The sequence below is a fragment of the Pseudomonas alkylphenolica genome (assembly GCF_000746525.1).
GTDB lineage: Bacteria > Pseudomonadota > Gammaproteobacteria > Pseudomonadales > Pseudomonadaceae > Aquipseudomonas > Aquipseudomonas alkylphenolica.
On record NZ_CP009048.1, the window covers coordinates 620,253 to 644,282 of the forward strand.

At 57.8% G+C, this 24,030-nt stretch carries 20 protein-coding genes; 13 read left to right on the plus strand and 7 right to left on the minus strand.

Annotated elements, in window-relative coordinates; translation table 11 throughout:
* Nucleotides 1-128 precede the first annotated feature (128 nt).
* From PSAKL28_RS02910 to PSAKL28_RS02925, 4 genes are all read left to right on the plus strand, one after another.
* Entirely contained in the window at nucleotides 129-1,532 is a 1,404-nt protein-coding gene (locus PSAKL28_RS02910) for an MBOAT family O-acyltransferase (RefSeq protein WP_038616197.1), read from the plus strand.
* The gene (locus tag PSAKL28_RS02915; protein WP_038606299.1) at nucleotides 1,519-2,634 is read left to right on the plus strand and encodes an SGNH/GDSL hydrolase family protein; all 1,116 of its coding nucleotides are present in this window, start codon (nucleotides 1,519-1,521) and stop codon (nucleotides 2,632-2,634) included. The genes PSAKL28_RS02910 and PSAKL28_RS02915 overlap by 14 nt, the downstream gene beginning before the upstream one ends.
* Nucleotides 2,634-3,839, plus strand: coding sequence for an SGNH/GDSL hydrolase family protein (locus tag PSAKL28_RS02920; RefSeq protein WP_038606301.1), 1,206 nt, complete (start codon nucleotides 2,634-2,636; stop codon nucleotides 3,837-3,839). The genes PSAKL28_RS02915 and PSAKL28_RS02920 overlap by 1 nt, the downstream gene beginning before the upstream one ends.
* Before the next feature lie 252 nt (nucleotides 3,840-4,091).
* On the plus strand, nucleotides 4,092-5,297 hold the full coding sequence (locus tag PSAKL28_RS02925; protein ID WP_038606304.1) for an RtcB family protein: 1,206 nt from the start codon (nucleotides 4,092-4,094) through the stop codon (nucleotides 5,295-5,297).
* A gap of 66 nt (nucleotides 5,298-5,363) precedes the next feature.
* Here the strand turns inward: PSAKL28_RS02925 and PSAKL28_RS02930 are convergent, their stop codons facing one another.
* Entirely contained in the window at nucleotides 5,364-6,455 is a 1,092-nt protein-coding gene (locus PSAKL28_RS02930) for a toxin-antitoxin system YwqK family antitoxin (RefSeq protein ID WP_157686995.1), read from the minus strand.
* 99 nt (nucleotides 6,456-6,554) lie between these two features.
* Entirely contained in the window at nucleotides 6,555-7,496 is a 942-nt protein-coding gene (locus PSAKL28_RS02935) for a LysR family transcriptional regulator (RefSeq protein ID WP_257011845.1), read from the minus strand.
* A 103-nt stretch (nucleotides 7,497-7,599) separates the two neighbouring features.
* Between PSAKL28_RS02935 and PSAKL28_RS02940 the strand changes: the two genes are divergently transcribed.
* Together PSAKL28_RS02940 and PSAKL28_RS02945 are read left to right on the plus strand one after the other, a co-directional pair.
* The gene (locus PSAKL28_RS02940; RefSeq protein WP_257011846.1) at nucleotides 7,600-8,910 is read left to right on the plus strand and encodes an MFS transporter; all 1,311 of its coding nucleotides are present in this window, start codon (nucleotides 7,600-7,602) and stop codon (nucleotides 8,908-8,910) included.
* 32 nt (nucleotides 8,911-8,942) lie between these two features.
* Nucleotides 8,943-9,842, plus strand: a complete 900-nt coding sequence (locus PSAKL28_RS02945; protein ID WP_038606313.1) for a carbon-nitrogen hydrolase family protein — start codon at nucleotides 8,943-8,945, stop codon at nucleotides 9,840-9,842.
* 182 nt (nucleotides 9,843-10,024) lie between these two features.
* On the opposite strand, the gene darG is transcribed toward PSAKL28_RS02945, so the two are convergent.
* From darG to PSAKL28_RS02965, 4 genes are all read right to left on the minus strand, one after another.
* Nucleotides 10,025-11,113 (minus strand): type II toxin-antitoxin system antitoxin DNA ADP-ribosyl glycohydrolase DarG, encoded by a 1,089-nt coding sequence (darG, locus tag PSAKL28_RS02950; protein ID WP_038606315.1) that lies wholly within the window; start codon nucleotides 11,111-11,113, stop codon nucleotides 10,025-10,027.
* Nucleotides 11,110-11,754, minus strand: coding sequence for a type II toxin-antitoxin system toxin DNA ADP-ribosyl transferase DarT (darT, locus tag PSAKL28_RS02955; RefSeq protein ID WP_038606318.1), 645 nt, complete (start codon nucleotides 11,752-11,754; stop codon nucleotides 11,110-11,112). The genes darG and darT overlap by 4 nt, the downstream gene beginning before the upstream one ends.
* Nucleotides 11,755-12,324, minus strand: coding sequence for a DarT ssDNA thymidine ADP-ribosyltransferase family protein (locus PSAKL28_RS02960; RefSeq protein ID WP_038606320.1), 570 nt, complete (start codon nucleotides 12,322-12,324; stop codon nucleotides 11,755-11,757).
* 219 nt (nucleotides 12,325-12,543) lie between these two features.
* Nucleotides 12,544-13,455 carry a restriction endonuclease gene (locus PSAKL28_RS02965; RefSeq protein ID WP_038606323.1) on the minus strand — a complete coding sequence of 304 codons (912 nt, stop codon included), beginning with the start codon at nucleotides 13,453-13,455 and terminating at the stop codon, nucleotides 12,544-12,546.
* 497 nt (nucleotides 13,456-13,952) lie between these two features.
* On the opposite strand from PSAKL28_RS02965, the gene PSAKL28_RS02970 reads away from it, so the two are divergent.
* From PSAKL28_RS02970 to PSAKL28_RS02975, 3 genes are all read left to right on the plus strand, one after another.
* The gene (locus PSAKL28_RS02970; RefSeq protein WP_010487122.1) at nucleotides 13,953-14,225 is read left to right on the plus strand and encodes a CopG family ribbon-helix-helix protein; all 273 of its coding nucleotides are present in this window, start codon (nucleotides 13,953-13,955) and stop codon (nucleotides 14,223-14,225) included.
* Nucleotides 14,213-14,506, plus strand: coding sequence for a type II toxin-antitoxin system RelE/ParE family toxin (locus tag PSAKL28_RS26660; protein WP_075226426.1), 294 nt, complete (start codon nucleotides 14,213-14,215; stop codon nucleotides 14,504-14,506). Before PSAKL28_RS02970 ends, PSAKL28_RS26660 begins: the two co-directional genes overlap by 13 nt.
* Before the next feature lie 379 nt (nucleotides 14,507-14,885).
* Complete coding sequence (locus PSAKL28_RS02975) at nucleotides 14,886-15,857, plus strand: YagK/YfjJ domain-containing protein (protein ID WP_038616202.1); 972 nt, start codon at nucleotides 14,886-14,888, stop codon at nucleotides 15,855-15,857.
* Between the two features lie 142 nt (nucleotides 15,858-15,999).
* Here PSAKL28_RS02975 and PSAKL28_RS02980 read toward each other — a convergent pair whose 3' ends face one another.
* Entirely contained in the window at nucleotides 16,000-16,902 is a 903-nt protein-coding gene (locus tag PSAKL28_RS02980; RefSeq protein WP_038606327.1) for a LysR family transcriptional regulator, read from the minus strand.
* A gap of 351 nt (nucleotides 16,903-17,253) precedes the next feature.
* Here PSAKL28_RS02980 and PSAKL28_RS02985 point away from each other — a divergent pair, with 351 nt between their 5' ends.
* From PSAKL28_RS02985 to PSAKL28_RS03000, 4 genes are all read left to right on the plus strand, one after another.
* Nucleotides 17,254-18,873 carry a DUF1302 domain-containing protein gene (locus tag PSAKL28_RS02985; protein ID WP_174446955.1) on the plus strand — a complete coding sequence of 540 codons (1,620 nt, stop codon included), beginning with the start codon at nucleotides 17,254-17,256 and terminating at the stop codon, nucleotides 18,871-18,873.
* A 31-nt stretch (nucleotides 18,874-18,904) separates the two neighbouring features.
* Entirely contained in the window at nucleotides 18,905-20,260 is a 1,356-nt protein-coding gene (locus PSAKL28_RS02990) for a DUF1329 domain-containing protein (RefSeq protein ID WP_038606332.1), read from the plus strand.
* A gap of 136 nt (nucleotides 20,261-20,396) precedes the next feature.
* Complete coding sequence (locus PSAKL28_RS02995; protein ID WP_038606334.1) at nucleotides 20,397-21,515, plus strand: WD40/YVTN/BNR-like repeat-containing protein; 1,119 nt, start codon at nucleotides 20,397-20,399, stop codon at nucleotides 21,513-21,515.
* The gene (locus tag PSAKL28_RS03000; protein WP_038606337.1) at nucleotides 21,512-23,914 is read left to right on the plus strand and encodes an efflux RND transporter permease subunit; all 2,403 of its coding nucleotides are present in this window, start codon (nucleotides 21,512-21,514) and stop codon (nucleotides 23,912-23,914) included. The genes PSAKL28_RS02995 and PSAKL28_RS03000 overlap by 4 nt, the downstream gene beginning before the upstream one ends.
* Nucleotides 23,915-24,030 lie beyond the last annotated feature (116 nt).

Consider the following 24,030-nt stretch of genomic DNA (forward strand, 5'->3'; position numbering starts at 1 on the left):
CGCTTGATTTTCCTGCAAGGCTTTCATTGTGGCTGCTTGCAGCTCTCTGCCATAATCGCGGCCGCTTTATCTCGCGGGTTCGCGCAGGTGCAGCTTCCTTTATCTGACGTCACGTAATGGACTACGTTGTGAGCTTCCTTTCGATCGAGTTCGGCCTCAGTTTCATCCTGTTTTTCGTCATTTACTGGAGCTTGTGCTGGAGCGTTCGCCTGCAGAACGTGCTTCTGCTGGCGGCCAGTTATGCCCTGGTGGCCAGTTTCAGCCTCAACTCCCTGTACGTTCTGCTCGGCTACAGCGCCCTGGTGTACCTGCTCGGCCGGCTCGCTGAACGCTATCCGGGGCGGCGCTTCAGTTACCTGCTGGTGTTGCTGCTGGTAGTGAGCTGCTTCTACCTGTTCAAGTATCAGGAGTTCTTTGTTGCGGGCGTGCAGGGCGCGCTGGCCAGTGCCGGTATTGATGTGTCGCTGCCGGTGCTGGAAGTGCTGCTGCCGATCGGCTTGTCGTTTTACACCTTTCATTCGGTCAGCTACCTGGTGTCGATCAACCGGCGCGAGATGCCGTCAGCGAGTCCGATGGACCTGGCCCTGTACCTGGCATTCTTCCCCAGCCTGATCGCAGGCCCCGTCAACCGCGCCGCGCATATGTTGCCGCAGATCCGTCCGCAGACCATTCGCCAGGTGCTAGAGCCTCAGCGGGCCCTGGGCCTGATCGCGCTGGCGGTGGTCAAGCTGTTCTTCTGCAGCGCCTGGCTGGCCAGCGAATGGGTCGATCCGGTGTTCGAAACGCCGGGCGGTTACTCGCCGGAACAGATCCTGCTGAGCGTCTATGGCTACAGCTTCCTGATCTATTTCAACTTCAGCGGCTATACCAACCTGGTGACCGGCATTGCCCTGTTGCTGGGATTCCGTCTGCCCGACAACTTCGATGCGCCTTATGCCGCGCATAACCTCAAGGAATTCTGGGGCCGTTGGCACATCAGCCTGTCGCTGTTCATCCGTGACTACGTGTACATCCCGCTCGGCGGCAATCGCCGGGGTGTATGGCGCGGCAACCTGAACATGCTGCTGGCCATGCTGATTTCCGGTTTGTGGCATGGCGCGAGTCTCAATTTCATTATCTGGGGCGCACTGCACGGCATCGGCCTGGCCTTGTACAAGGCTTCGACCTACATCCTGCCGCAACCCATGCGCTGGCCCGGGGCGGGGTTGGCGGCGCGTCTGCTGACCTTCCACTACGTGGCCTTTGCCTGGATCTTTTTCCGCTGCGCGAGCCTCGATGAAGCCATCGACATGCTCGCCGGCATCGGCGGTTTGAGCCTCGACGGGCTGTTCTCGGCGACCGGCCTGCTGTTGCTGGCCAGTGTGCTGTACGTCGCGGTGTATCCGCAGTTGCTTGCACTGCTACGGCAGTTGTTTACCGCCACAACCCGCTTGCCCTGGCAGTTCTATCCGATTCCGCTCGGGGTGTTTGTGTCGTTGGTGATCTTTGCTTCGCAGTCGGGCGTGCCGGGGTTCATTTATGCAAGCTTCTAATTCCGCTCAACTGCTGCGCGTGCAAGTGGATGCGGCGAAAGCCTTCTACGCGATTGCCCTGGCCACTGCGCTGCTGTTCTGGCTGAACCAGGATTCGATCAGCCTCTACTGCCAGCAGAAATACCATCAGAGCTGCGAGCTGCCGGTGCTTGGGCAAAGCCCGGCCTGGCGCTTGGGGGGCAATCTGACCCAGGCCCTGGGTGCGGCCCGTGACAGCTTTGTCGACAGCCTGGCGCAGAGCCGCACAGCGATAGCAAAGGTCGAAACCGTCGAGCTGCCTGCGCCCATTCCCGTGGTTCCGGTGAATCTGGAGGCAGCCCATACTGCACCACACGCTGTGGCGAGCAAAGCGCTGGCGGTCAAGGTGGCTGCTCCGGCGACGGTTGTGGCACCGGTCAAGCCAGCCGCAGCCGTTGCGCCAAGCCCGTCGCCGTCGGCCACCGTGGTCTCCCTGGCGGCGGGTGACGAGGTGTTTCTGGTGGGCGACTCATTGATGCAAGGCGTCGCGCCGCACCTGGCCAACACCCTTCGCAAGCGCTACCAGATCAAAAGCGTCAACCTCAGCCGGCAGAGTACCGGGCTGGCCTATCCGGGGTTTTTCAACTGGCCGCGAACGGTGGCGCAGACCCTGCAGAGCTCACCGAATATTCGCCTGATGGTGATCTTCCTCGGCCCCAACGATCCCTGGGACATGCCCCAGGGCAAGGGCAAGCCATTCCTGCGCTTCAAGTCGCCGGACTGGGAGAGTGCCTACCGCCAGCGCATCGATGCGATTCTCGAACAGGCCCGCGAGCATCAGGTACAGGTGATCTGGGTCGGCCCGCCGAACATGCAAAAGCCGCGGCTGTCGAGTGCCATGGCCTACCTCAGCGGCCTGTATCAGGAACAGGTCGGGCTGCACCAGCAACACTACCTCTCGGTCAATCCGGTGCTGGGTTACAAGGATGACGAATTCTCCTATACCTTGCAGGACAGCCAGGGCAAACGGGTCAAGACCCGGGTCGATGACGGCATTCATTTCACTATCACCGGGCAAAAGCTGATCGCCGAACAGATATTGTCGAAGATCGCATTCCCAGGCCTCACTGTAACGGGACACTGATGCGTCGACTGCACAACATTCTCGGGCTGGCTCTACTGATCTGTGCGCTACCGGGCTGTAGCCCGGTGGCGGCGGTCGATACCACGGCTAGGCCGGTGACTGCGCCGGCCAAGCCCGCGCTCAACCAGAGCAATGGCAACCTGGCGGTGCTGGCCGGCAAATTCAAGAATGCCAACCGTGCACCGGTCACGGTCGTTCAGTTTGGTGATTCGCATACCGCCGCCGACCTGTTCAGCGGCGAGATGCGCCGCTTGCTGCAAGCGCAGTACGGCGATGGCGGTATCGGCCTGGTTGCTGCTACGCCAGTACCCGGCACGCGTTATGAGCAGGTCATCCTCAAGGCCGCCAAGCGCCAGTGGGAACTGGTGTCGGCACGTAACCAGCAGAGCGCGCAGTTCCCCCTTGGCGGCTATCTGTCGGTACCCCTGGCGGCAAAGCCCAGTGTGCGCATCGAGGCACGTGAGCCGAATTCCCAGCGCTATCGGGTGTCAGCCTTGTACCAGGCGCAGGAAAGTACTTCTCTGTTGTTGCGTGACTCCCGTGGCCAGAACCGCCGGTTGCTGGCAGCCACGGGTGGGCAATGGCGCTTCGGCCCGGTGGTGAACAATCTCGGCCTGCCGCTGGATCTGACCCTCGACAGTCGCCCCGGCACCGTACTGGGGGGCTGGTACCTGCAGGGGCAGAAGAATGCCGGGGTGATCTACTCGGCGTTGGGCATCAACGGTGCGCGGCTTGAGGTAACAGACAAATGGCAACCCGGTTGGCAGGACACCCTCAAGTCGCTGCGCCCGGACCTGGTGATCCTTGCCTACGGCACCAACGAGGCGTTCGACGACACGCTTGACCTCAACCTGTACCAGACCCAACTCAAGCAGACCCTTGAACGCCTGCGTCGCGACCTGCCGCGGGCGGTAGTGTTGATCGTCGGCCCGCCTGACTCGATCAAGCAGCGCAAGGCGCGTAGCTGTGCAGCGCGTCAGCCGCAGCAGCTGGCTGCGGTCATCCGTATCCAGCGTCAGGCCGCCCGGCAGGCCAATGCGCTGTTCTGGGACTGGCAGGCGTACATGGGCGGTCAGTGTTCGATTGCTGCCTGGCAGGCGCAAGGCCTGGCGCGTGGCGATCTGGTGCACCTGACAGCCGATGGCTACCGCAAGAGCGCGGCCGCTCTGCACGACTATTTGCGCACGCAGCTGAAGTTGAAATAAGGGCGGGAAAAGGAGAGGCGGGGACAACTCCGGGTTGGCTTGCGGCGCCCCATGGAGTTGTCTCCCCGGCCCTCGAAAAGAGGCCAATCCAGATGCCCGGTGGCACCTGCTCAGCATGTGCCGACTGGCGTCCTGCCAGTCGCGATTCGGTCCTCTGAATACACCTTAGTCGCTGTCTGGTGTACTGTAAATTTTCCTGAACGCATTGTGTTTCTGGTTGTAAATACATGTGCGTCAATCCAGAGGTGTGACATGAACCTGCTTGAAGTGGCCGGCGGCAAACCGATCAAACTCTGGACCCAGGGCGTGCCGGTGGAAGACGAAGCCCGTCAGCAGTTGATCAACACGGCGAAGATGCCGTTCATCTTCAAACACCTGGCAGTCATGCCGGATGTGCACCTGGGCAAAGGCTCGACCATCGGCAGTGTGATCCCGACCTTGGGCGCGATTATCCCGGCGGCGGTCGGCGTGGATATCGGCTGCGGCATGATCGCTGCGTGCACCTCGCTGGTTGCCGCGGACCTGCCCGACAACTTGCACCGGCTGCGCAGCGCTATCGAACAGGCGGTGCCCCATGGCAAGACTTTCGGTCGTCACGACCAGGGTGCCTGGGACAAGGTTCCGGCCCAGGCCGATCATGCCTGGAAGGACCTGGCCGGTCGGTTCAAGGCCATCACCGGCAAGTACCCGCAACTGGAAAAGACCAATAACCGCCAGCACCTGGGCACCCTCGGTGGGGGCAACCATTTCATCGAAGTCTGCCTGGATGAAAGCGACCGCGTCTGGTTCATGCTGCACAGTGGTTCGCGTGGCGTCGGCAACGCCATTGGCAACCTGTTCATCGAACTGGCCCAGGCCGACATGCGTCAGCACATCGCCAACCTGCCGGACAAGGATCTGGCCTATTTCAAAGAAGGCAGCCGCCACTTCAACGACTACGTCGAAGCGGTCGAATGGGCCCAGGATTTTGCCCGGCAGAACCGTGCCTTGATGATGCACGCGGTGATCGCTGCGGCCCGCCAGGTACTTGGCAAACCCTTCGAAGCCAACCTGGAGGCGGTCAACTGCCACCACAATTATGTACAGCGCGAACACCACTTCGGCCAGGACATCCTGGTAACCCGCAAGGGCGCGGTATCGGCGCAGAAAGGCCAGCTGGGCATCATCCCCGGTTCCATGGGCGCGAAGAGTTTCATCGTCCGTGGCCTGGGCAATGAAGAGTCGTTCTGCTCCTGCAGCCACGGCGCCGGGCGGACCATGAGCCGCACCCGGGCGAAAAAGCAGTTCACCCTGGAAGATCAGGTGCGCGCCACCGCGCATGTCGAATGCCGCAAAGACAAAGACGTGATCGATGAGATTCCCATGGCCTACAAAGACATCGATGCAGTGATGCAGGCGCAGCGGGAGCTGGTGGAGGTGGTGCATACCTTGCGGCAGGTGGTGTGCGTCAAAGGCTGAGCATGTGGGGGAGAAGCCAGCAAGCAATGAGGGCGGCCCTTGAGCCGCCCTCGCTGAACACCTGCCTTAAGGCAACTTGCCTTCAGCACACCATTGTTCCCATTCGCCAATCTGGTCGCTGGTGATCATCGCTTCTTCGCCGACCTCTTTGCGGTACTCGGTCATCCAGGCGTCCTGACAGGTCTCGGCAGAAACCGCTGCAACCGTGGAAAGCAGGGATGATTGTGTTTCCTTTACACCGTTAACCCAGCGCTCTTGGCCTTCGAGCTGGCCGGTTTGCGGGTTGTACGACTGGATGACGCCGTCGGGTACGAGGTTGCCGGGGTAACCGCTGAAGAAGTCCTCGTCCTCAGCTTGCTCGGTCTGCACGAGCTTGATTTCCTGCAGCACCTTGCCATCCGGGGTGCTGAACTGCCGGATCCACCCGGAGACTGCAGTACCGTCCGCGTAGATGATTTCGGACTCCTGCTGAACAATAGCGGTGTGCAGAATGTTTTTATATTGCTTCTGTACGCCATCGAGCTTGCCGTCTTTGTAGTTCTCTTCTGCGGCGACGAATTGCTTCAGGCTACCGACAATGTAGTCGTATTTCGATTGCGGCCCGTGAAGCTGGCCGTTTGCATAGTTCAGCTTTGCCTCTGAGTCGGTCTCGTAGCCACTGAATTTCTTGCCTTCGCTCCAGCTGAGTTCAGTGATCACCTTGCTACCGTCGGCGGTCCAGCGGGTTTCCTGGCCATCCGGCTTGCCATCCTTGAACGCTTTTCGATGCGTCAGCACGCCGTTCTGGTATTCCTCTACAGTCCCGTCCAGGCGGCCGCTCTTCCAGTTCTTTACCGACACCTTGGCGCCTGTTTTGGCGTCGAACACGGTTTCTGTACCGTTCTTGATACCTGCAGCGTATTCGACTTCGTAAACTTTCTGCGAGTTATAGAAACATTCGCTTTTGCCGCTGTAGCGTCCCTTTTCTACTTGAGAGTTACACAGGGCTGAAATGCCTGGCAGGCCAATTGGCGTGTTAACGACTCGGCCACTGAAAGGATCAGTGTCGCCGTACTTGTAGATCAAGCCGTTTCTAGTCATGACTTCTGCGTTGTCGATTTCGGCAGAACAGCCGGTAAGCACAACCGCGGCCAAAGAGGCTACAAGTAGATTTCTCATGGTGCATTCCATATCAATGAGCATCTTGAAGAGGCGGAAAGTCTCGATGTTAAGGTCGGTGATGTCAATGTAATGGCGTCTGTAGCCGGTTACTGTCGCTCAGGTCGGCGTGAGTGAGCCGTGCTGCAGTTCCTGGGTAGTGTCGATAATGAAACTGCGCAGCCAGCGGTTGTGCGGATCGTCGTTGTGCTCTACATCCCAGACCATGAACACGCGAAAGGCCGGGACGAAAATCGGTACAGGGCTGACAGTCAAACGCGCGATTCGGGCGTAGGACAGGGCTGCAAAAGTGGGCAAGGTGGCGATCACATCGCTATGCACCAAGGTCGCCAGGGCGCCACTGAAATGGGTGAATGACGCCGCAACACGGCGGGCGACGCCTTCGCTTTCCAGCAGGTCGTCAACGAACCCTCGACGCCCGTCGAAGGAAATCCGCACATGTTCGTGCATGAGGTATTCATCGCGGGTGAGCGGGCTTTTCAGGTTCAACCGTGGTCCGTCGTACAGGCAGGAGTAGGACGAAGAAAACAGCACCTGCGAGCTGTAATGCGACGTCAGTTCCTTGGGCTCCGAGCACAGGACCAGATCAATGTCCGGGTCCGCCAACGAGGTTTTCCACAGCGAACTGTTGCTCTGGTGAAAGGCAAATTTGACGGAAAGCCCGCGTGCTTTTGCTTCGTTGACCAGCCTTGGCGACACATAGCTTTCGATGTCATCCGACAGCGCGATATTGAACACCCGGGTGGATGATTCGGCGGAAAACTGCGGGCGCTTGTCGACGATGGAGGCCACAGCGGTGAGGGCCTCAGTGACTTTCGGCGCGATCTCCAGCGCCCGTCGGGTTGGCACCATGCCGGTGCTGGTGCGAATGAACAACTCGTCGTGAAACTGTTCGCGCAGGCGCTTGAGCGAAGAGCTGACCGCGCCTTGCGTGACATGCAGCAGCGCCGCCGCACGGGTCACGCTGCGCTCGTTCATCAGACACTGAAAAACGATGAGCAGGTTGAGGTCGACCCTGCTGATATTAGCGACACTAATCATGGTCATCTCTTGTATTCGTTTGATTAATTTGTCTCGACATTCTTAATCTCGACCCTGCGCAAACACAACAATAATCAGGTGGCCGGGGATGCAGGATTCAATAGTGCAATCGCAACAGGGTGAGCACACCGTCTCATCAAACGACGCAGCAGAGCTGCGCAAACGGGCCATTGCCGTCGGCATTGGCAACTTCATGGAATGGTTCGACTTTGCCATTTACGGCTACTTCGCCGCGGTCATCGGACAGCTGTTCTTTCCGTCCACTGCACCGGGCGTTTCGCTGCTGTCGTCGTTGGCGGTGTTTGCCGTGGGCTTCCTGTCACGGCCCTTGGGCGCTGTGGTGTTGGGGCCGATTGGCGACAAGCTGGGGCGTCGCGCGGTGTTGATCATTACCGTGTTCGGCATGGGCCTGGCCACCACCCTGATCGGCCTGTTGCCCGGCTACGCGAGCATCGGCATCGCTGCGCCGATCCTGCTGGTTGCGCTGCGCTTTCTGCAGGGGATGATGGTCGGCGGTGAGTGGTCCAGCGCCGGCATCTACATCGTTGAAAGTGCTCCCGCCAACCGCCGGGCAACTGCGGCCAGCGTCATCACCGGCACCGCAGGTGCGGCATTCCTGTGTGGTACGGCCATCGCCGCGATCATCACCGCGACCCTCTCTGACGCAGACCTCATGGCGTGGGGCTGGCGCGTACCGTTCGTAGCCTCGATCGTCATGGCCGGTGTGGCCATGTACATCCGCCGCAAACTGGGTGACACCCCAGTCTACGAGGCGCTGCAGCACAAGCGCGCCACCGGTGGCCTGGAGCAGGTTTCGCGTGGGGCCAAGCAACGGGCCTTCGTGGTCTCGTTCGCCTTTTCCGCGCTGTTCGGTGTGTCGCTGTACTACTTCATCACCTACGCCAACACCCACCTGACCCAGACCGTCGGCCTGAGCAAATCGACCGCGTTGGTCCTGTGCAGCCTGGCCCTGGTGCTCTACACCCTGTTCAACCCGCTGGTTGGTCGTCTGAGCGATCGCTTTGGCCGTCGTCCTTTCGTACTGGCTGCCGCCGCCGGCCTGACTGTGCTGGCGTATCCGGTGTTCCTGCTGATGAACACCGGCAGCTTCGCCGCGATCCTGCTGGGGCTGGTGATCATGGCGGCGCTGGTGGCAATAACCGCAGTGATGGACGTGGTGCTGCTGGTTGAAGTGTTCCCGGCCTCGATCCGTTCTACCGGTGCGGCAGTTGGCCACAACGTCGCCCTGGCGCTGCTGGCGGGGCCCGGCCCGTTCATTGCCGTGGCACTGATCCAGGCCACCCACAACCCGAACATTCCCGCCGCCTACCTGGCTGCGGTGTCGCTGATCTGCTTCATCGTGCTGTGGTTCATGCTGCCGGAAACCAAAGACCGGGACATCACCCGCGGTTAAGCCGATCCTCACCATTCATCAAGGGAAGACTCATGATCAAGGTTGCTGTTGTTCAAACTTCATCCATCCCCTTCGAGCCGCAGCTGAGTGCCGAGAAAGCTGCCGGGCTGATCCGTGACGCTGCTGCGCAAGGTAGTGAACTTGCGGTATTCCCCGAGGCCTTTCTCGGTGGCTACCCCAAGGGCGCCGCGTTCGGCACCGTTGTCGGTAGCCGCAGTGACCTCGGCCGGGCGCAGTACCTGCGCTATGTACAAGGCGCTGTCAGCCTGGACGGCCCGGAGCTGGCCATGCTCGGAGAAGTGGTCAATGAAACCGGCGTCCATGTGGTCATGGGCATCATCGAACGCCTGGGCCGGACCCTGTATTGCACCGGCTTTCACCGCAAGCTGATGCCGACCGGCCAGGAGCGCATCATCTGGGGCTTCGGCGACGGCTCGAGCATCGCCCCGGTAGACACCCCGTTCGGCAAGCTCGGCACGGTCATCTGCTGGGAAAACTACATGCCGGCACTGCGCCAGGCGATGTATGCCCAGGGCACGGAAATCTACTGCGCGCCGACTGCCGACGATCGTCCGACCTGGGCGGCGTCCATGGTTCACATTGCTCTGGAAGGGCGGGTGCCGGTGCTTTCGGCTTGCCAGGCGATCACCCTGGGCGAGTACCCGGCGTCCTACCGGGAAGACTTTGGCCTGGAAGCCGCAGAAGGGGACTACATCATGCACGGTGGCAGCATGATCGTCAGTGCAACCGGGCAGGTGCTGGCCGGGCCGGTGTTTGATCAGGAGACTATTTTGTATGCCGAGATCGACTTGACCGTGGGGCAGGCCAGTAACCTCGACTTCGACGTGTGCGGGCATTACGCCCGGCCGGATGTGTTTACCCTGAAGGTTAATACGGCGGCGATGAAGCCGGTGGTGTTCGACGGGGATTGAAAACAGGCGGGTATTAAAAAGCCGACTTGCAGTCGGCTTTCTATCGGGTTTTGAAAATATTAAGCTTCCCTACTATTCACATGCTTGTTCATTTCGCGGCCATCGAATTTACTATTGCAATCTAGGGTGGCCTAAGCAGAGTTCCTAAGGCGGCTACTTTCAGCCCAATACAAAAGTGTCCCTTAGCAGGTAGTCACTTCAGGTCTGAAACTACTGGAAGTGAGACGTTTGAGCGCAATATCAAGCGCCTGATCATCGAATAGTCTGCTTTTGCGAGCAGCAGCGCCTGCACCACCATCCCAATGCCTTAACGCTTCACGTACGGCGGGAACGCTCGGGGAAACCCCTTCCTGACTCAGCAACCAATCAACTGTTGCCAACAACTCCATACCAAAGGGTGACTCAAAGCCATCGATCAACTTGGCGGTGCGCTCCAGGGCTTGGGAATACTCCTTGGCCTCTGTTTTGAGATAGGTTTGTAGATAGGCTTTGCGGTCTTCGTCAAACCAGATCACATCACTTATACCGGCATCACTGATACGTTTGTCGCAATGCAAATAGCTGCCATCCAAGTTGTTGAGCAGATGCTCCAATCGGTTGGCGTACGGCCCGTATTTATGAGCTACAAACTTAAGGTTCAGAGGGTTCTTGGTATCTGGCAGCTTTTCTATGGCGCGCTCAAGGAACCAGGCCAGCTTTTGAATCTCAAGCAGGCTGCATTCCATGCCTAAAACCCAATAGCGTCGAACCAGTTCGGCGATGAGCGCGCGAGCAGGCGTGAGTTTTTCCACTCCGCTACGTTTAGCGACATTCAGATACTGGTTGGAAGGTTCAAAGACCAAGACATCCACATCCAAGTCACTCAATACGGCAACAATCTGTTCGCGGACTTCCGGCCATTTCAGACCGCCGTTACCGGCGCCCAGCGGTGGAACAGCCACGGACTTGACCTGATTTTCAATCAAAAACCGACGTAGATCATGCAGACCTTCCGTCACCCATGCCATCTGCGAAGGGGATCGCCAGTGACGTTTGGTGGGGAAGTTTACGATCCAGCGAGGACCTTCCAGCTCGTTGACTGCAGTTACGTGAACTTTGCCTGTTTCCACTTCGCCAGCCTTGCAGGCAGCCGAGTACAGGCGATAATTTTCCGCGAAACGCTCCTTGAACATCAGCGCGATGCCTTTACCCATTACGCCAACGGTATTCACCGTGTTGACGAGGGCTTCGGTCTTGGCTTCCAGAAGGTTGCCTTGGGTAAATCTGATCATTGGAAATACCATCCCGGACGCGCATGAACAGGCAACGTCAAGCCTTGGTTGGCAACGTCTCGTTCTATGCGTTCTTTCATCGCATCGGTGTAGCACATGATGCCCAGGAGTCCTGTAATCGGTAAGTGATGGTGAATCAGCGCTTCGGCCTGATAACGCTCCATCTTCCGAGGGTCGTCAGGTTCGCGCTTGAAGTCGCGTCTTTGGATGATAGGCCAATCGATCTGGTCGAGATTCGCCAAGTCGCTGTAATAGTCTGTCCAATCCGGATAGGCGTGTGCGTTTGTGTAGACAAACGGTAGGCCCAGCTGTTCAACGCGGTACAGGCTAGAGACCAGTATCACGATCTCGTCGTTGCTACGCTGCTGAACACTCCACCCAGAATGAATGTTTTTCATCATCACAGAGAAGGGGGTGAAATAGAAGGGCACGTAGTCGGCTAGTACCCCTCCTGGCGCTATCGGGACGCGCCTTGATCTGCGCTTGTCGATCAGGTCAGCGTTGCCGATGTTTACATACTGGGGCGACTGCACACCTGAGTTTGCGCAATGCAGACCGTTTTCCAGAATCCAAGGCAGGTTGTCGCGGTGGACGATACGCCAAATCAGAGCCTTCTCTGGATTCAGTCTGCTGTAGATCATTTATAGAAACATTCCAGGATTCACGCCGGTGAGCACATTAACACCAGCCTCGCGAATTTTAGCCGCACAAACCTTCTCGACCTCATCGCTAGAGACATAAATTCTTGAAAAATTGTTTGGAAGTACGACCTCAGGAGAGAGGCATTCTGCCATGCATACGCTTTTGCAGTGGGGATCCTGATAATTGCGCTCGCTCATGACATCCCATTCGATGGCTTCGAAACCTTCGTCGTAATCAAGCAGTTGGATTGCATCGTTCGCCAAGGGATGGCGGGGAATAACCTTCCATCCATTTTGATTCGCAAACGTTCGATAGACTGAGATCAGGACGAATGTGGTGTCGGGGCTGTGTAGTTGGACTCGTCCGTCAAACGGATTAGCTGCGAACCAATGGAAGGGCACGTAATGCTCAAGTCCAAGAGCTTGTCGCTTCCTCAGGATCTCAGCGTCTGCAACGTCTGCGAACCCCTGGAGTTGGGAGCGTGGCTTGAGGCCGTCCCTAAGAATGCTGCTCAAGTTTTCAAGAGAGGTCAGGTGGTAGAGAAGTTTTTTATCCTTGATGTCTGGCATGCTGGTCTCCTTGACCTATGCATTAGAGGATCAGGCTTCAGCCCTGCCAATTCTTCCGTGCTAACAACGGCCTTAGAGAAGAGCGCGTACATCAGTGCGATTTGGCAGGTCGCTCATGATGATTCTAATGTGCCACTATCTGTAGCCACAAGTACTATAGGGGAATAGCCCCGTTTACCAGAAACTGTACAACTCAAACCTTGTCAAAGCAGCGGCGAATCACTCTTCGGCAAAGTAATCGCTATCGAGCTGCTTCACCTCGTAGACCTCCTTAACGCTCACCCCCAAATTGTGCTCGACCATCAACTGAGCAAGCTCGACACCATCGATCAACACCACCTTGATATCCAGACCAAGCGCCGCGTCTCTCGCGCCCATGGAAAAGTCCGAGGTAGTGATGAACACACCCTTGCGTGCCCGTTGGCGGGTCAGTGCGCCGATGAACTTGTCGATCTCCGGGCGATGCACTGTGTTGCTCCAGCGCTTGGCCTGCAGGTAGATCACGTCGAGGCCAAGCTTGTCTTCCTTGATGGTGCCGTCGATACCACCGTCATTGGTGAGCTGAGTTGCTTTGCCGGCTTCCTTGCGTGAGCCTCCGTAACCCATGGCTAGCATCAGATCGACCACCACTTGTTCGAAGAAACTCGGCGTTGCTGCCCGCACCTGAGCAAGCAGCTCATCAGCCAGTGACTGCATCAGCGCCTGATGAGCTTCGGCTAACTGTTCGTCTGGAGTGGTTTCTGAGCTGGCGATATCCAGCACCACAGGGATGTCTGTCGTCTGTGGCTTGGCGGTATGGAAGTCGGCGAACTCGGGGAATTGCTTTAACCAGCTCACAGTAATGCGCTCTGGCCCATTGGACAGAGCATCAAGGCCACGTGCAGTGATCTGCACCATGCCCTTGGCTGGAATGGTCAGTAGCCCTGCCTTGTTCAGATAAGTCCGAGCCCAGCCAACGCGGTTGTTGATTACTGTCTGATGCCCGGAAGGCAGGTGCTCTTTGCGCTCCTCCTCAGTCAGTTGGAACTGATCAGCTACCCGCTCGCGTAGTTCGCTGAGCGGCAGCGGCGCGCCGTTTTGCACAGTGGCTAGCACAGGCCGCATCACGCTTTGGAAATCCGGAATTGCCATTGTCACTCCCTGGACCTATTGGCCGCTCTCCGCGAGGCCAGCCGCCGACTTCAGTATCGTAAAAATCACCAAAGCAAATGCCCGGCTCTTGGTTTCGTTATCCAGCACACGTTCGGGGAACAAGCCGTGAATCACTTGAGCCACCCAACAATTCCTTGGGCAAGGCAAAACACCGAGTTTAACCCGTCGAACTGCCTAGATGTCACAGGCAATACTGGACGATAGATATTTGAGGGATGCTGGCTGGAACCAGGTGCGCTAAAGACCTTGTTCTACAAATGTTTCAGGCATTAAAAAGCCGGCTTGTGGGCGGCGTTTTATATTGTCCAGTGTATTGATTTATATGGATTTATTTTGTAATTAAGTATCTATCCCCCCACTTGTCCCCCCATCCTGGCTCTGCGTGCAGTCGTCCGTCTCCTGAGCGTATGGACAGATGAACTGGGAGACTGATACCTTATCAAAAGGTAATACCTTTAGATAACGAGGGTTTGGCTATGGCCACTTCTATCAAAATTGATGACGAGCTGAAAAATCGCATTCAGCACCTAGCTGGTCTGCGTCAACGTTCGTCCCACTGGATTATGCGCGAAGCGATAGCGCAGTACGTCGAGCGCGAAGAGGCCCGCGAGGGCTTTAAACAGGAAGCCCTGGCTTCGTGGGCAGCGTATCAGGAAACGGGGCGGCATCTGACCGGCCAAGAGACTCGGACCTGGCTAAATACCTGGGGCACCGATGCTGAGGCGGAGCTTCCCAAGTGCCACGATTGATTATCACTGAAGGCGCTGCGCAAGGGCTGGAGCGTTGCCGTCAGTTTCTTGTCGAGAAAGGTCCGCAGGTAGCTCGGCGTGCTGCCCAGGCGATTGAGCGACAACTTGCTCGACTAGAAGAAGGGCCGGAAGTAGGTCGTCCATTCCCAGAACTGCCGGAACTGCGTGAGCTGATAATCGAGTTCGGTGAGTCGGGGTATGTTGCGCTCTATCGGCATGAGCGGGAGGATGACGCTGTATATGTACTGGCCTTTCGGCATCAGAAAGAAGTCGGTTACTGAGTATTTGTCCTTGCGACCTCGGCGTCATAGTCCAAAGCATGGTTGGATAGGGCTGATAATCATGCGCTATGACTGGCTTCGACTGGTAATGGTGCTTGTGCCTTTAGAGGTCGGTTTCTCAGCTAACTCTCCCAAGAAGCAATGCGGAAAATCTCTCGATAGGCTTGGCAATCTTGTTCCCGATTGTCTTGTCTCGTCGGGATGGTCGGCAATGGGCGGAGCTGCATCTATTGATATAGCTATTAACTATCTAATCCAGTGATTCAATAGTAACAAGCACTAACCCATGCTCAGCATGGACTACCAGCAGAGGAAAAGGAGAACGGTTAAAAAATCCACATCACGTACTAGGTATGAGTCAATCAACCAGGTACCCACCATGAGCAATCGTAAGACCTACACCCACCTCTCCCAATCCGACATTGCCCTTCAAATTGAGTCACTCGTCCAGGCTATCGAGAAGACTGACGCACCAGCATTCCGAATCACGCAAAGCCGATCAGGCTATGAGCGTCTCGAAGAGACCAGGCTCTCCCGATACTTCACCCACATCAAGCAAATGGTCGACCTGTTCGATGATCGGGTGGAGTACAGCTACAGCGAGCACCTGCAAGCATTCAGGGAGGCTTGCCAGGACGTAGGCCTTGAGCGCCGTCTTGACGGTCCGATCTGTCCGAATGAACGGGGTACGGCTTATCTGGATCACCACCACAGCATGAATGTCCTGACAGCACGGATTCGTCAATTGACCCGTGAGCTGCGGTATCGGCGCAAGAGTGGGGATCGCAGCGTTGAGGCGCGTAAGCAGGAGAAGGAGATCACTGGGTACACGGATGCTCTGGTGAGCCTTTATTCGCGTACTACGATCGTCAGAGTCAATCTTTACTATCGCTCAGAGGCTCAGGCCAGGCTACGAGTTGAGCACGTATTTGATGACCTGCAGCAGTTAGTGATCACGCATAAACGCAATCCGATCTTTGAACATCTTATCGGCTACATCTACTCGGTGGAGCAGGGTGACCGGAATGATGGTCAGGGCTATCACATCCATGCTGCTTACTTCTTTAATGGCAACGTGGTCTGCCGGGATGTCTGGAAAGCCATCGAGATCGGTGGCTTGTGGGAAGACATTACGCGTGGTCAGGGCTACATGGAAAGCTGCAACCACGACAAGGATCGATATGGAGATAAGTGCGGCATTGGCCAGATCCAGAGGGGAGATCAAGCGATTCGACCTCATATCCACAGGGCAATGAAGTATCTCGTCAAAAACGCCCAGCACCTGCGCTTGAGGCCTGAGGGTGCTCGATGCCTGCGGACGGGGCAGCTGAAGCATCCTTGTCGAGGGTGAAATATTCAAACCTCTGGTGTGCACATGGACTGCGCTTTCCTCTGACTCACCATGTGAAAACTCAACAGACCCTAGTGATTCCAGCATGCCTGTCAGTGCTGTGATTTGATTGATTTGGAATCTTCGGGGCGTAACTAGCGGTTCACTCGAGGTTGGACCCATTCCGGAATTCCCGAATAGTATCCAAGAATGACCTTAGTATTGGTGATTGGTCATCAGCCCGGTAGATGCAATTCAAGTCAACGCCAGAGTTCTCCGGTATATCGCTTAGAGGGCGATAAACGACTCCGGGCAGCGCCAGCACACAGGCGGATTCCGGCACCAAACAGACACCGAAATTACTGGCTACCAAAGCTACGCCGGTCAGCGTGTCACCAACCTCCTGAACCACGTGCGGCGTAAAGCCCTTCTGCTGGCACATGCTCATGACTTTGTCGACAAAGCTGGGGCGCGGCCCGGATGGAAATACGATCAGAGGATGATCAGCCAGCACTCGAAATGGGATTTCTTCCTGACGAGCTAAAGCGTGATTCTCATTGACCGCCAGCAGAATTTTCTCTGTTGTTACGACCTCATTAGCGATGTCGTTTAGAGGTGCAATGAACCTGTTGAAGCCCACATCGATGCGCCGCTGCCGCAAGGCTTCGATTTGGGCCTCCTTGGTCATGTTGTGAAGGACCATCTTCACGTCGGGAAAGGCACCGCGAAACATCAGTAGCAGCTTGGGAATCGTGTCGAGAATCCCTGAACCGAAGATTGCAATATCTAGTCGGCCAAGTTTGCCCTGGCCCGCCCGTTGAGTACGTTCAGTCGCTTGCTCTACCACTGAGCGAATGTTGCGCGCCTCATCGAGTAGTAGCTCACCCGCTGGAGTCAGCTCCATCCCGCGTGGCGTGCGCGTAAACAGTTGCACGCCTAGGTCCTCTTCCAGTTGTTGAATCTGCCGTGTCAGGGGCGGTTGGGAAATGTGCAGGCGGACAGCGGCGCGGCCGATATTCTTTTCTTCGGCGACGGCGACGAAATAGCGCAAATGGCGTAGTTCCATGGTGCAGCCTTGTACTGAGTAAGGTCGGAGGGCTGTTTAAAGTGCCCAGGCTTTGTGGTTCAGCGTGAATCATACGGCTCTCAGGCCATTCGCCATTGTTTTTGCGACCGTGCAGAAATCATGGGAAGCGGGCTGATGATAGCGGATGTGTTCATACCTTAAAGGTATTAGGGTTTTGATTTTATGGTATTGGACGGTAATCCTCGGCGGTAATAGTTTGTGATTCGAGAGCACAGACCCATAGCGCGCCCAGAGCGCTAATGAAGGTCTATAGCCCCTACACAACAATAACAAGCTGAGGATCTCGACGTGCTGCCTAGAGTCAGTCTGCCCAAATTTCGCCTAAAAACGATGTTTCTCGCCATTGCCGGCGTCTGTGCTGGAGCTGCTGCCACTGGGCCCGTCCTGGCTTTCCAGATCGACTCCGGCAACCCCGACCTGCGCATGTCGTTGGACAACACCATCAAATACAGCTCGGCGTGGCGTGTGCGTGGTGCCGATTCTGCAGTCGCCGATAACTCCGTTGGCGTGCAGGCCAACACCAACGATGGCGACCTCAACTTCGACAAGGGGCTGATCTCCAATCGCCTCGACCTGCTATCCGAGTTCGATCTGCGTTACAAGGGCAAGTACGGCATGCGTGTCAGTGGCGCGGCCTGGTACGACGATGTCTACAACAAGTCCAACGATAATCCGGGTGCGCTTGGTGGCGCGTTGGTCAACTCGCGCTCGGCCGATTACGACGAGTTCACCAAGGACACGGAAAAACTCCACGGGCGTAAGGCCGAGCTGCTTGATGCTTTCGTTTATGGCAGTTTCGCGCCAGGTGATATGGGGCTTAACCTTAAAGCGGGTCGTTTCACCCAGCTGTATGGCGAGAGCCTATTCTTCGGCTCTAACAGCATTGCTGCTGCGCAGACCTCGCTGGATCTGATCAAAGCCCTGTCGGTACCCAATTCCCAGTTTAAGGAAATCCTGCGCCCCATCGGCCAGGTGGCGGGGCAGTTGCAGATCAACTCCAACGTCTCCATCGGAGCCTACTACCAGCTGGAGTGGCGCAAGAGCCGCCTGCCTGGCGCGGGCAGCTACTTCAGCTTTACCGACTTCATCGATGAAGGTGGTGAAACGATGATTCTTGGCCCCGGCTTCGCGGTAAACCGTGCCGACGATATCGAGGCGCGTGATTCGGGGCAGGGCGGTGTGCAGATGCGTATCACCTCCGGTGACTACGAGTTCGGCATCTATGCCGCGCAGTATCACGACAAGATGCCGCAGTTCTATGTCTACCCGGATGTCGGGCTCTACGAGCAGGTATACGCCGAAGATATTCGCACCCTAGGCTTCAGTGTCAGTACCCTGCTCGGTGAAACCAACGTGGCCGCCGAAATATCGGTTCGTGATGACATGCCATTGGTCGCCAGTGGTAACACGGTGATTGCGCCCGGTGGTTTTGGTGTCATCGATGGCGGTAGCGATGCCGCCTTCCCTAAAGGCCGCACCCTGCACTTGAACCTCTCGGCGATCAGCGTGCTGTCGGCCACACCGTTCTGGGATGGTGCGTCCTTTATCGGCGAGCTGGCCTTCAACCGTGTGATGAGCGTGACAGACAACAAGGATCAACTTGATCCGCTGGCCACCCGCGACGCCGGTGCGCTGCAGTTCATCTTTACCCCCGAATACTTCCAGGTGGCACCTGGTCTCGATCTGCAGGTGCCGATTGGTGTGGGCTACGGCCTGTTCGGTCGTTCCTCGGTCAACGGTGTGCTGTTCCCTTCCGAGAACGGTGGAAACGTCAGCATCGGCCTCAAGGGTGATTACCAGAAACAATGGCAGGCCAGCCTGGGCTACACCCACTACTTCGGTTCGGATGGCTCGGTGATCAACTACGACACCGCAGTGTCTGAGCTTTCCTACAACAACTTCCACGGCGACCGCGACTTCATCTCGTTCTCGGTTCAGCGCACGTTCTGAGTCAGGCTCCACTGGTTAGAGGATCATTACAATGCACAAGAAAACAGCTCTATGCGCAGCCCTGGCTGCAATCCTGCTTGGCGCATCAAGTGTGCAGGCCGCGGTGAGTCCCGAGGAAGCCGCCGCGCTGGGCAAGACGCTCAACCCGTTGGGCGGTGAAATGGCCGGCAATGCCGATGGCAGCATTCCGGCCTGGACGCCAACCCTGAGCGTGCCGACTTCAGGCGAGAAGGTGGGCGACATTCCGCGCAAGGTGTTTGCCGATGAGAAGCCGCTGGCGCAAATCACCGCGCAGAACCTGGGGCAGTATGCCGAGCGCCTCTCCGAGGGTACCCAGGCGCTGCTGAAGAAGTACCCCGACAGCTTCCGGGTTGATGTTTACCCTACTCATCGCACTGGTGTGGCGCCGCAGTACGTGTATGACAACACGGTGAAAAACGCCACGAGCTGTCAGACCAAGGATGAGGGCATGTCGCTGCAGGGTTGCTACGGCGGCATTCCGTTCCCGATTCCCAAGGCGGGTGTCGAGGTGATTTGGAATCACCAGCTCCGGGTCCAGAACGAGTCTGAGGATGTCTCCAGCTTCAAGAATATCGTACTGGCCGCCGATGGTTCGCGCATCCTGGCGACCATGAATGACCAGTCCAACCAGTATCCCTTCTACTACAAGAACGGCAGTGCCGATACTTGGAGCGGTGAGTACTTTTTGCAGCGTTTCGTCACTATAGCCCCGCCCTTCAAGGCTGGTGAGACACTAGTGACCCGGGACAGCATAGACGTCAAACAGGCGCGTCAGGCCTGGCAGTATCTGGTTGGCCAGCGCCGAGTGCGTCGCGCACCGACCGTGGGTTATGACACGCCAGACTTCGTTTCCTCGGGCGCCAATTACTTCGACGAAGTGCAGGGACTGTGGGGTCATATCGATCGCTTCGACTGGAAGCTGGTCGGCAAGCGCGAGATGTATGTGCCCTATAACGCCAACGAAGTGGTCACCGCGTCGCTGGATGAGGCCTACGGCAAGCACCACCTCAATCCGGACCAGGTGCGCTGGGAACTGCACCGCGTCTGGGAGGTTGAGGCGACAGTGGTCAGCGGCAAGCGCCACGCGGTGCCCAAGCGCCGCTACTACGTCGACGAGGACTCCTGGATGATCCTGTTGATGGATGGCTACGACAGCGAAGGCAAGCTGTGGCGCACCACCCAGATCACCCCGTTCGTGCTGCCGTCCACGCCGATGCTGGAACTCAAACCGGCGCACACCTTCAACCTGCAGGCCAACACCATGAGTACCAGCCAGTCGCTCAATGAGGCTGTCTTCAAGGTGGTTGAGCGCAGGCCCGAGACGCACTGGACGGGTGATGCAGTCGCCGCCGAAGGCGTGCGCTGAACCGTCAAGCCCCGGCTGTAGTCCCGGCACCTTTGCCCCTAGCAGGGTGCTGGAGTTCCCTCTCATGACTTTCCCGCCCCGCAGGCGCCCCGTTTGGCGGCGCAGCGGAGGCGGGAGTCGGATTCGAGTACGCACCATGCAAGCGCTGATTCCGCTCCACCGGCGCGCGGCCCTGGCCGCCGCCTTGTTCTCCCTGGTCTGCCTGGCAGGCCCCTCCCACGTAGCAGCCGGGCAGACCGTGCCCGACCTGCTCGATCTCCCCGCGCGGGAAAGCTCGCGGGCCCAGCACAGCCTACAGCTGGCGGTGACCCGTGCCGGCGATCGCCTGGTGGCGGTGGGCGAACGCGGCATCGTGCTGCTTTCCGACGACGCCGGGCGCAACTGGCACCAGGCCGAAAGCGTGCCGGTGAGTGTGACGCTGACCGCTGTGCATTTCGTCTCGGCCACTCATGGCTGGGCCGTAGGCCACAGCGGTGTGGTGCTGCACAGCGCCGATGGCGGCGAGACCTGGCAGCGCCAGCTCGACGGCAACCAGGCGGCCAAGATAATTCTTGAGGATGCCCGTCAGCGGGCTGCCGCGGGTGAAGTCGGGGCTGAAAAAGCACTGCGTAGCGCTGAGTACTTGGTCAAGGATGGTCCAGACAAGCCCTTCCTCGATGTGGCGTTCCTGAGTCAAAGCCAGGGCTATGTTGTCGGTGCCTATGGGCTGGCACTTGAAACTCGTGATGGTGGCGAGACTTGGCAATCGCTGGCGGGCCGGGTACCTAATCCACGTGGAAAGCATCTTTATCAAGTGCAGATAAAGGATCAGCACTTGCTGATTTGTGGTGAGCAGGGCGCATTGTTTAGCTCTTCGGATGAGGGTGGCAGTTTTGCTGAGGTGCTGACGCCCTACGGCGGTACGTTTTTCGGTGCGCTCAACCTCGACGCGCAGGGGTTGCTGGCCTACGGGCTGCGTGGCAACGCCTGGCTCAGCCTGGACGGCGGTGCGAGTTGGCAGAAGGCGGACGTCGGCCAGCCCGTCACCCTGAGTGCCGGGTTGCGCCTAAACGATGGTTCGGTGCTGCTGGCTGACGAAAGTGGCCGACTGCTACGCAGTACAGATAACGCGCAGAGCTTTACCGCGCTGCCAGTGCAGCCGGGAACCGGTATCACAGGCATTGTCGAGGCGGCAGACGGTGCGCTGATTTTATCCAGTGCGCGTGGAATGTCCCGCATCGAACTGGACGCAAATGATTTGGGAGTTAAGCCATGAGCCACATGCCGTCCATGCCTGCTGATGCAGTTATTGCCGATCTCAATAAGTTCGACCAGTACTCGGGAACCTTCGCCGAGCGGCTGTTGTTCAACAACCGGTTGGCGATTGTGGCGATCTGCCTGCTGACGACACTGGTACTAGGCTATCAAGCCTTGGGGCTGTCGCTGAATGCCGCGTACGAGAAGATGATTCCCACCGGCCATCCGTACATCGCCAACTTCCTGGAGAATCGCAAGCAGCTAGCTGGGATGGGCAATACTCTGCGCATCGCCGTAGAAGCCAAGGACGGCACCATTTTCGACGCCGAATACCTGGACACCGTACGCAAGCTCAGTGACGAGGTGTTCCTAATTCCGGGTGTCGACCGGCCGTACATGAAATCGCTGTGGGCACCGGCCGTGCGCTGGACGGGCGTAACCGAGGACGGCCTGGACGGAGGCCCGGTGATTCCGGACGACTACGATGGCTCGCCGCAAAGCCTTGAGCAGGTACGTATCAACGTCGAGCGCTCCGGCGAAATCGGCCAATTGGTGGCGGCCAACTACAAGTCGAGCATCATCCTGGTGCCGCTGCAGGAGAAGGTTGCCGAGACCGGCCAGCGCATTGATTACCATGCCTTGTCTCAGCGCATTGAGCAGATGCGCGAAAAGTATGAGTCGGACAAGGTTGCCATCCATGTCACCGGCTTTGCCAAGGTGGTGGGCGACCTGATTGATGGGCTGATGCAGGTGCTGGTGTTCTTCGCCGCCGCCATTGCCATCTGTACCGCAGTGTTGTTCTGGTACACCCGCTGCTTGCGCAGCACCCTGCTGGTGGTGCTCTGCTCGATGATCGCGGTGGTATGGCTGCTGGGCCTGCTGCCGACCCTGGGTTATGAGCTGGATCCGTACTCGGTGTTGGTGCCCTTTTTGGTGTTCGCCATCGGCATGAGCCACGGTGCGCAGAAGATGAACGGCATCATGCAGGACATCGGTCGTGGAACCCATCGGCTGGTGGCCGCCCGCTATACCTTCCGCCGATTGTTCCTGGCTGGAATGACCGCGCTGCTGGCCGATGCGGTGGGTTTTGCGGTGCTGATGGTGATCGATATCCAAGTGATTCAAGATCTGGCCATCACGGCCAGTATCGGGGTGGCGGTACTGATCTTCACCAATCTGGTGTTGCTGCCGATCCTGCTTTCGTACGCAGGTGTCAGCCCGGTTGCAGCGCAGCGCAGTCTAAAGGCTGAGCTGCAGGAGGCCAACGATGTGGCACACAAGAAACACCCGTTCTGGGCCTTTCTCGATCTGTTCACCAGCCGCCGCTGGGCGACAGTCGCAGTCGCGCTGGGGTTGGTGCTGGGCGTATTCGGCTTGGTCGTCAGCTTCCAACTGAAGATCGGTGATACCGATCCTGGTGCTCCAGAGCTAAGGGCAGACTCGCGTTACAATCTCGATAATGCCTTCATCGTCTCTAACTACGCAGCCAGCAGCGACGTCTACATCGTTATGGTGAAGACCTCGCAATATGCCTGCGCACACTACAGCACCCTGCATACGGTTGATGCTCTGGAGCGCGAGCTGCAGCAGCTGCCAGGTGTTGAAACCACAAGTTCGCTGGCAGGCCTGGCCAAGACTGCCAGCTCGGGGATGAACGAAGGCAGTCTCAAGTGGTTCGAGATGCCGCGCTCCCAGGAAATGCTCAACTCGATCATCACGCGCGCGCCCCGGGAGATGTTCAACCAGAACTGCGATCTGTTGACTGTTTACGCCTACCTCAAAGACCACAAGGCCGACACGCTGACCAGCGTGGTCAATACAGTAGAAGCCTTTGCGGCCAAATATGGCACTGACGACATCCGCATCCTCAATGCTGCGGGTAACGCGGGGGTTGAGGCGGCCACCAACATCGTGGTGAAAAAAGCCAACACGCAGATGCTGTTCCTGGTCTACGCCGCGGTGATCGTGCTGGCATTCATTACCTTTCGTTCCTGGCGTGCGGTGGTCTGCGCTGTGGTGCCGCTGATGGTTACCTCGGTGCTCTGTGAGGCACTGATGGTCTGGCTGAATATCGGCGTCAAGGTGGCGACCCTGCCAGTGATCGCCCTTGGCGTGGGTATCGGTGTCGACTATGCGTTGTATGTGATGACAGTGACCATGACGCACTTGAAAGCGGGCATGACGCTGTCGGAAGCCTATTACAAGGCCCTGCTTTTCACCGGCAAGGTGGTGGTTCTTACCGGCATCACCCTGGGAATCGCCGTCGCCACTTGGGCCTGGTCGCCAATCAAATTCCAGGCCGATATGGGCATCCTGCTGGCCTTCATGTTCGTCTGGAACATGCTTGGCGCACTTATCCTCCTACCCGCTCTGGCGCACTTCCTGTTTCGCCCGCAAGCGCAGGTGGCGCAGGCATGACCTGAGCCCACGCCTTCACCAGGCCGATACCTGCCGGGCGGTCTGGTGAAGGACATATCGTTGAAAGGATGGAATAACCATGCTGAGTAAATTGAACGCGCACAAGCGCGATTGGC